This is a genomic window from Brevibacterium sp., from assembly GCF_052105255.1.
GTDB classification, from domain to species: Bacteria; Actinomycetota; Actinomycetes; order Actinomycetales; family Brevibacteriaceae; genus Brevibacterium; species Brevibacterium linens_B.
In genome coordinates, this window is sequence record NZ_JBQDYQ010000100.1 from 1 (window position 1) to 6,479 (window position 6,479).

Annotated in this window: 8 protein-coding genes; 5 read left to right on the top strand and 3 right to left on the bottom strand. The window is 66.7% G+C overall.

Features of this window, described 5'->3' with window-relative positions; all coding sequences use genetic code 11:
- Positions 1-100: 100 nt before the first annotated feature.
- The gene (locus tag ACTIIH_RS15680; RefSeq protein ID WP_441452770.1) at positions 101-556 is read right to left on the bottom strand and encodes a DUF3093 domain-containing protein; all 456 of its coding nucleotides are present in this window, start codon (positions 554-556) and stop codon (positions 101-103) included.
- A 64-nt stretch (positions 557-620) separates the two neighbouring features.
- On the opposite strand from ACTIIH_RS15680, the gene dut reads away from it, so the two are divergent.
- The 3 genes from dut to ACTIIH_RS15695 are packed head-to-tail and all read left to right on the top strand — an operon-like array spanning position 621 to position 2,330.
- Positions 621-1,094, top strand: a complete 474-nt coding sequence (dut, locus tag ACTIIH_RS15685; RefSeq protein WP_441091655.1) for a dUTP diphosphatase — start codon at positions 621-623, stop codon at positions 1,092-1,094.
- 6 nt (positions 1,095-1,100) lie between these two features.
- Positions 1,101-1,946 carry a DUF3710 domain-containing protein gene (locus ACTIIH_RS15690; RefSeq protein WP_441452771.1) on the top strand — a complete coding sequence of 282 codons (846 nt, stop codon included), beginning with the start codon at positions 1,101-1,103 and terminating at the stop codon, positions 1,944-1,946.
- 6 nt (positions 1,947-1,952) lie between these two features.
- Positions 1,953-2,330 carry an OB-fold nucleic acid binding domain-containing protein gene (locus ACTIIH_RS15695; protein WP_441091653.1) on the top strand — a complete coding sequence of 126 codons (378 nt, stop codon included), beginning with the start codon at positions 1,953-1,955 and terminating at the stop codon, positions 2,328-2,330.
- Between the two features lie 69 nt (positions 2,331-2,399).
- Here the strand turns inward: ACTIIH_RS15695 and ACTIIH_RS15700 are convergent, their stop codons facing one another.
- Both ACTIIH_RS15700 and ACTIIH_RS15705 read right to left on the bottom strand, forming a co-directional pair.
- Positions 2,400-3,086, bottom strand: a complete 687-nt coding sequence (locus ACTIIH_RS15700; RefSeq protein WP_441091652.1) for a potassium channel family protein — start codon at positions 3,084-3,086, stop codon at positions 2,400-2,402.
- A complete protein-coding gene (locus ACTIIH_RS15705; RefSeq protein ID WP_169252449.1) occupies positions 3,083-3,757 on the bottom strand; it encodes a potassium channel family protein in 675 nt (224 codons plus the stop codon). The genes ACTIIH_RS15700 and ACTIIH_RS15705 overlap by 4 nt, the downstream gene beginning before the upstream one ends.
- A gap of 136 nt (positions 3,758-3,893) precedes the next feature.
- Here ACTIIH_RS15705 and ACTIIH_RS15710 point away from each other — a divergent pair, with 136 nt between their 5' ends.
- Both ACTIIH_RS15710 and ACTIIH_RS15715 read left to right on the top strand, forming a co-directional pair.
- Positions 3,894-5,804, top strand: a complete 1,911-nt coding sequence (locus ACTIIH_RS15710; RefSeq protein ID WP_441452772.1) for an APC family permease — start codon at positions 3,894-3,896, stop codon at positions 5,802-5,804.
- A 7-nt stretch (positions 5,805-5,811) separates the two neighbouring features.
- A partial coding sequence (locus tag ACTIIH_RS15715) for a TRAM domain-containing protein (protein ID WP_441452773.1) occupies positions 5,812-6,479 on the top strand: 668 nt, incomplete at its 3' end.

The following is a 6,479-nucleotide window of genomic DNA, read 5'->3' on the forward strand; positions in this document are numbered from 1 at the left end:
GGGGGGGCCCTTTTTCACCCCCCCCCCGCCCCCCCCCCGCCGCCCCCCCCCGGGGGGGGGGGGGGGGGGCCCCGCCGTCAGGTAGCAATAAGGGGTGGGATTAGGGGGTGAGGGCGGCTGCGAGTTCGTGGGGGCGCCGTGATGAGACGAGCCAGTACGGGGTGGGGTCCGTATCATCGTCGAGATCGATGCGGACGACGGACTTCACCCACGGGCGGATCTTGAGGAAAGCGCGCGCATCGAGATCGACACCGCGGGCCCGGCGGGCCTCCTCGCCGTCGAAGGCGACAGCGCGAGGGACGAACCTGCGGTCGATATGCGCTTCGCCCACGAACAGCTGACGTTCGGTGACGATGATCGAGACCGTCAGCGAGTTGAGCCACCAGGCGAAGACGATGAAGCTGATGACGGGAAGGATGACGGTGCCGAGCTGCCATACGGGCATGACCATGAGCGCCGTCGACAATGCGGCCACCACGACGAGGGTCCACATACCGATCGAGGGACGGACCTTCTCCTGAAAGACCACATGGGTTCCGGATTGAGTTGCTGCCATGGTGCCATTGTCCCATAGCGAGAAGTTTGGCCACGCTCAGGCTGGAGCGTTAGAGTGCTTCTTTGTGACGGAAACCGTGAAGATCAACCTCCAGCTCCTTGACGCAGGCATGAGCGCACCCGCCTACGCGCATGCGGGCGACGCGGGGGCAGACCTGCGTTCGACGATCGATTTCGTCCTCGAACCCTTCGAACGCCGTGTCGTGCCGACCGGAGTCGCGATCGCCCTGCCGGAGGGCTATGCGGCCTTCGTCCACCCGCGTTCGGGGCTGTCGAGCAAGCACGGGGTCACCGTCGTCAACGCTCCTGGCACGATCGACGCCGGATACCGCGGCGAGATCAAGGTGCCGCTCATCAACCTCGATGCGTCGACCCCGCTGCGCGTCGTCCGCGGCGACCGCATCGCCCAACTCGTGCTCCAAGCGATCGCCCACGCCGACTTCGACATCGTCGAATCCCTTGATGACAGCGCCCGCGGCGCCGGGGGATTCGGATCCACCGGCGGAATCGACGCCGGCCTCAGCAAAAAGGAGAAGTGAGGACTCATGGGACTGTTCTCCCGGTTCAAGAAATCCACACCGACGACCGATGACGACGTCCGCACCGACGACGAACTCACCGACGACGATGAGCTCGACGCCCAGGACACCGACACCGCGGCTGCCGACAGCGCAGACGAAGACGCCGATATCGACGCGGCCGAGTCCGACGACGACGCGGCCGAGTCCGACGACATCGACGAGGAAGAGGCGCTGCTGGAGAAGTCAGCACCCTTCGACCGGTCCGACAACGGCCCGTTCGACATCTCCGAGGAGTATCCGGAACATGACCGCCTCGACCTCGGCGCACTCAAGGTGCCCGTCGTCGACGGAATGCAGGTGCGCCTGGACACAGACGATGATTCTCAGCGTGTGCTGGCAGTGACCCTCATCCACGACGGCGGAGGCATCCAGCTGCAGGCGTTCGCGACACCACGGTCCGAGGGCCTGTGGAATGCGGTGCGCAGTCAGCTCGCCGAGTCCGTGACCAAACAGGGCGGGGAATCGACCGAGCTGCACACCTCGCTCGGCAGGGAACTGGCCATCGAAGTTCCGGCGAAGACGGAATCCGGTCGTCCCGGCAAACGCGCCATGCGCTTCGCCGGCATCGACGGACCACGCTGGTTCGTCCGCGCCGTGTTCTCCGGCAAGGCCGTGACCGATGATGAGGTGCGAGCCGAACTCTCCGCACTCTTCCGCGGAGTCGTCGTCGACCGCGGTGAGGAGGCCATGGCTCCCCGCGAGCTCATCGCCCTGACCGCCCCGCAGGTCGACCAGGGCGAGACGGAGGAGAAGGACGAAGACGAGCTCAACCCCTTCGAACGCGGGCCTGAGATCACAGAGGTCCGCTGAGCGGCGATGCGGAACCTTATTCCCCGCCTCGTGCGCGAGTTCGGATCCCGTGAGGCCGAGGCTCGGGCCGATCTGCGCCTGCTCAGTCAGATTCCCGGTGTCATCCCGGTCGAAGAGTTAGAGGCGCGAAAGACCTCACGCATCGCCGGAGTCGTCTCGGCGACGACCCAGTCATGCAGCGCCGACAGTCCCAGGCTCGATGTCACCGTGGCCGACGGCACCGGCGAAGCCCGCGCCCAATTCCTCGGACGTCGCGAGATCAGCGGGATCCGTCCCGGATCCCTCATCGTCTTGGAAGGACGATTCTGCGGAAAGGACGGAGTGCTCACCGCACATAATCCCGTCTACGAACTCGTGCAGACGCGCGACGACTCCGAGGACTGACCGGTCTGCAGCCACCAGACGGTCTCCACCACCGAGTCGTCGCGGACGCTCGCGGATGACTGAGCCGCCTCAGCCCCCGGTGTTCCCGTCGGCTGTCGCGGTCTCCTGCAGCAGCGCGAGCAGCGCCGGCTCCTGATCGGGGGAGGAGAGGAAGAACAGTTCGTCTCCGGCTTCAATGACGTCATCGGCGCTCGGGGCGAACGCCCGCGAATTGCGGATGATCGCCACCAGCACGGTATCGAGCGGGAAGGTGATCCCGCCGACGCGCTCGGCTACGAGCTCGGCGTTCTCGTGCACGGTGAACTCGAGCAGCCCTGCCTGACCGCGTTCGAAGCTCATGAGGTGGACCAATCCGCCGACCTCCACAGCTTCCTCCACGAGGGCGGTCATCAGGCGCGGAGTCGACACGGCGACATCGACGCCCCAGTTGTCGTCGAAGAGCCATTCGTTCTTCGGGTTGTTCACGCGCGAGACAGTCCGCGGCACCCCGAACTCGGTCTTCGCCAGCAGGGAGAGCACGAGGTTGGTCTTGTCATCTCCTGTCGCGGCCACGACGACATCGGCCTCCTCCAGTCCCGCCTCGGCGAGACCGGCGAGCTCGCACGCATCGGAAAGCAGCCATTCGGCGCCCGGAATGCGCTCATGCCCCAGCGCCTCCTTGCTCTGATCGATGAGGAGGACCGTATGGTCCTTGTCCAGCAGCTCCCTGGCCACCGAGCGTCCGACGGAACCGGCACCGGCGATGATGACTCTCATTCTTCTTCCTCCACGGTTCGCACGGGCTGATCGAGGATCCGTTCGATCTCGCCGAGGCGGTCGACCGGAGCCATGAGATGAACGAGATCCCCGTCCTGGAGGAGCAGATCATCATGGGCGACGATGCCCTCGGACAGACGGGTGACATAGGCGACCCGCGCCTTGGTCCGTGTTTCGATCTCCTTGATCGGACGCGCCACCCAGCCCGGATCCAGATGCACCTCCGCCAGGACGAGTCTGCCCGAGGGGTCACGGTATTCGGTGATCGAGCCCTGCGGGACGAGCTTGCGCATCACCTGCTCGGCCGTCCACCGCACGGTGGGCACGGTGGGGATGCCGAGCCGTTCGAAGACCTGCGCCCTGTTCGGGTCGTAGATGCGGGCTGCGACATTGCTCACGCCGAAGGTTTCGCGAGCGACACGCGCGGCGAGGATATTCGAATTGTCACCGCTCGAGACGGCGGCGAAGGCGAAGGCTTCGGCGGTCTTCGCCTGGGACAGGGTCTCCCGGTCGAATCCGACCCCCGTGATCGTCGAGCCGCTGAAATCCCGACCGAGCTTGAGGAACGCGTCGGGATTCCGGTCGACGACTGCGACGGAGTGCCCATTCGCATCAAGGGCCTTGGCCAGGGACGCCCCGACTCGGCCGCAGCCCATAATCACGAAGTGCATGGGTAATCCTTCCCGCAGTGATCTACCATTGGTTTCCGTGGCCAGCAGTTTTTCTGATGCCGTCAAAAGACTACTCGTTGGACGGCCCTTCCGCAGTGAGGACAGGCGCGCGCCTGCGCTGAAGAAGCGCATCGCGATGCCCGTCTTCGCCTCCGACATGCTCTCATCGGTGGCCTATGCGCCCGATGAGATCCTGCTGGCACTATCACTGACCTCACTCGTGGCCCTGACCGTGGCCCCCTGGATCGGTGTGGCCGTCGGCATCGTCATCCTCGTGATCGTCGCCTGCTACCGCATCAACGTGCGTGCGTACCCCTCGGGCGGGGGCGACTACGAGGTGGCCTCGAAGAATCTCGGCTCGGGGGCCGGTCTCGTCGTGGCCGCGGCTCTCCTCGTCGACTACGTGCTCACCCTGGCTGTGTCGATGACGGTCTTCGCCGCCTATATCACCACGGCCTTCCCGATGCTCGCGCCCTACCGTGTGCCCGTGGCCATCGTCGGCATCCTGCTCATCTGCTTCGCCGGTCTGCGCGGCTCGCGAGCCACTCCGATGCTGCTGGCCGTGCCGACCTACCTGTTCCTGGGTGCGGTGTTCCTGACGATGTCGGTCGGTCTCATCCGGGTCGGACTCGGCGACACCCCGCACGCCGAGACCGCGGACTACACGGTCGTGCACAGCAACATCGGCGATCAGGCGACTCTCGGCCTGGCCACCGTCCTCATCGTCCTCCGCGCCTTCTCCTCCGGCGCAGTCGCTCTGGCCGGAGTGCAGACCGTGGCCACAGCGGTACCGGCGTTCAAGAAGCCGCGCGGCAAGAACGCCGGCAACACCCTGCTGCTGTCAGGACTGCTCGCGGCCCTCATGCTCACGGGGCTGACCTATCTGGCATCGGTCACCGGCATCAAATACGTCGACGACCCGCATCTCTACCTCGTCCGCGCAGACGGCAGCCCGGTCAGCGCCGAATACGAACAGGAACCCGTCCTCGCGCAGCTCGCGCACGCGATCTTCGACAACGCTCCGGCGATGTTCTTCATCGTCGTGCTCATCACCGCGCTCGTGCTCATCGCTGCGGCGAACACCGCGGTCGAGGGCTTCCCCGGACTGGCCTCCCGACTGGCCCGCGACGAATTCCTGCCGCGGCAGCTGGCGACGAAGGGCGACCGCCTCACCTTCTCCAACGGCATCCTGCTGCTGGCCGCGGCGGCGATCGTCCTCGTCATCGCCACCTCCGCGTCGGCGACGGTGCTCATCCAGCTCTACCTCGTCGGGGTCTTCGTCAGTTTCGTCCTCGGCCAAGCGGGAATGGTCCTGCACTGGCGCAAACGCCTGCGCCTGGTCATCGACTCGAAGACTCGGATGCGGATGCACCTCAACCGGGTCGTCAACGCCGTCGGCTGTGTGCTCGCCGCCGGTGTCCTCATCGTCGTCATCGTCTCGAAGTTCCTCGCCGGAGCCTGGCTGGCCGTCGCCGCCATGGCCGGGCTCTACCTCGTCATGGGGGCCATCCACCGTCACTATTCGCGCGTGGCCCGCGAGCTCGCCCCCGACGCTGATGTGAACTCGCGGACGATCCCGTCGAACACCCACGCCATCGTCGTCGTCAGCGAAATCGACAAACCGACGATGCGGGCGCTGTCCTACGCTCGGGTGACCCGGTCGAGCCAGCTCGAAGCCGTCACCGTCGCCGTGGACGAGGAGGCCGCGGCCGGTCTGCAGAAGAGGTGGAACGAGATGGAGCTGCCGGTGCCGCTGACGGTGCTCGGCTCGCCGTACCGCGAACTCGTCCGCCCGATGCTCGCCCATATCCTCGCCATCCGCCGCAGATCGCCCAGAGACCTCGTCATCGTCTACATCCCGCAGTTCGTCGTCGGCCGCTGGTGGGAGCACTTCCTGCACAACCAGGTGGCGCTCAAGCTGCGCACCCGACTGCTGCTGGTGCCCAACGTCGTCGTGGTTTCCGTGCCCTGGCGACTGAAATCCTTCTCCCGACAGTACGGCGGAGACGGCCCCGATGCCGACACCTCGCTGTACAGACAGGCTTAGAACACGCATGAGCGACACCTCGGTTCCCGCCCGGGAACTCACCCTCGACATCGAGGCACCGGCGGCCGGCGGCACCACCATCGCCCGCCACGATGGCCAGGTCGTCTTCGTCACCGGAGCCCTGCCCGGTGAGAAGGTCCGAGTTCGCACCGAGGCGGGACCGCCCGCCCGATTCCTCCGTGCGACCGTCACCGAGGTGATCGAGGCCTCTGCCCATCGCGTGCCCGACCGTCGCCTCGACTACGTCCCCGGCGACTCGGCCGACGTCCCCGGTGCGGGAGCCGCTGCGGGCAACGGTGGACGGCCCGTGCCGGGGTCGGCCGGATTCGGCGGCATGGAATTCTCCCATGTCGACCTCGCCCACTCCCGTACGCTCAAAGCCGAGGTGCTTCGCGACCAGCTCAAGCGCATCGGCCACATCGACGCCGACCCCGAGGTGCTTCCCGCGCCGGGTGAGACCGACGGCGCCGACTGGCGCACGCGCGTGCAGCTGGCCGTCGACGATAAGGGTCGCGCCGGAATGCTCGCCCCCAGGTCGCACGCGGTCATCCCCGTGACCACGCCGCCCCTGGCCGCCGGGCCCCTGCACGAGCTCGACATCGCGGAACTGCATGCGCCGGGGGTGCGCCGGCTCGAATTCGCGTGGGCCGGTGACCGCGGTGCGCTCATCGTCCG

Excerpts from the sequence above, each read along its gene's own strand:
- ACTIIH_RS15680 (WP_441452770.1), bottom strand. The coding sequence starts at position 556 with ATGGCAGCAACTCAATCCGGAACCCATGTGGTCTTTCAGGAGAAGGTC.
- ACTIIH_RS15690 (WP_441452771.1), top strand. The coding sequence starts at position 1,101 with ATGGGACTGTTCTCCCGGTTCAAGAAATCCACACCGACGACCGATGAC.
- ACTIIH_RS15695 (WP_441091653.1), top strand. The coding sequence starts at position 1,953 with ATGCGGAACCTTATTCCCCGCCTCGTGCGCGAGTTCGGATCCCGTGAG.
- ACTIIH_RS15700 (WP_441091652.1), bottom strand. The coding sequence starts at position 3,086 with ATGAGAGTCATCATCGCCGGTGCCGGTTCCGTCGGACGCTCGGTGGCC.
- ACTIIH_RS15705 (WP_169252449.1), bottom strand. The coding sequence starts at position 3,757 with ATGCACTTCGTGATTATGGGCTGCGGCCGAGTCGGGGCGTCCCTGGCC.
- ACTIIH_RS15710 (WP_441452772.1), top strand. The coding sequence starts at position 3,894 with ATGCCCGTCTTCGCCTCCGACATGCTCTCATCGGTGGCCTATGCGCCC.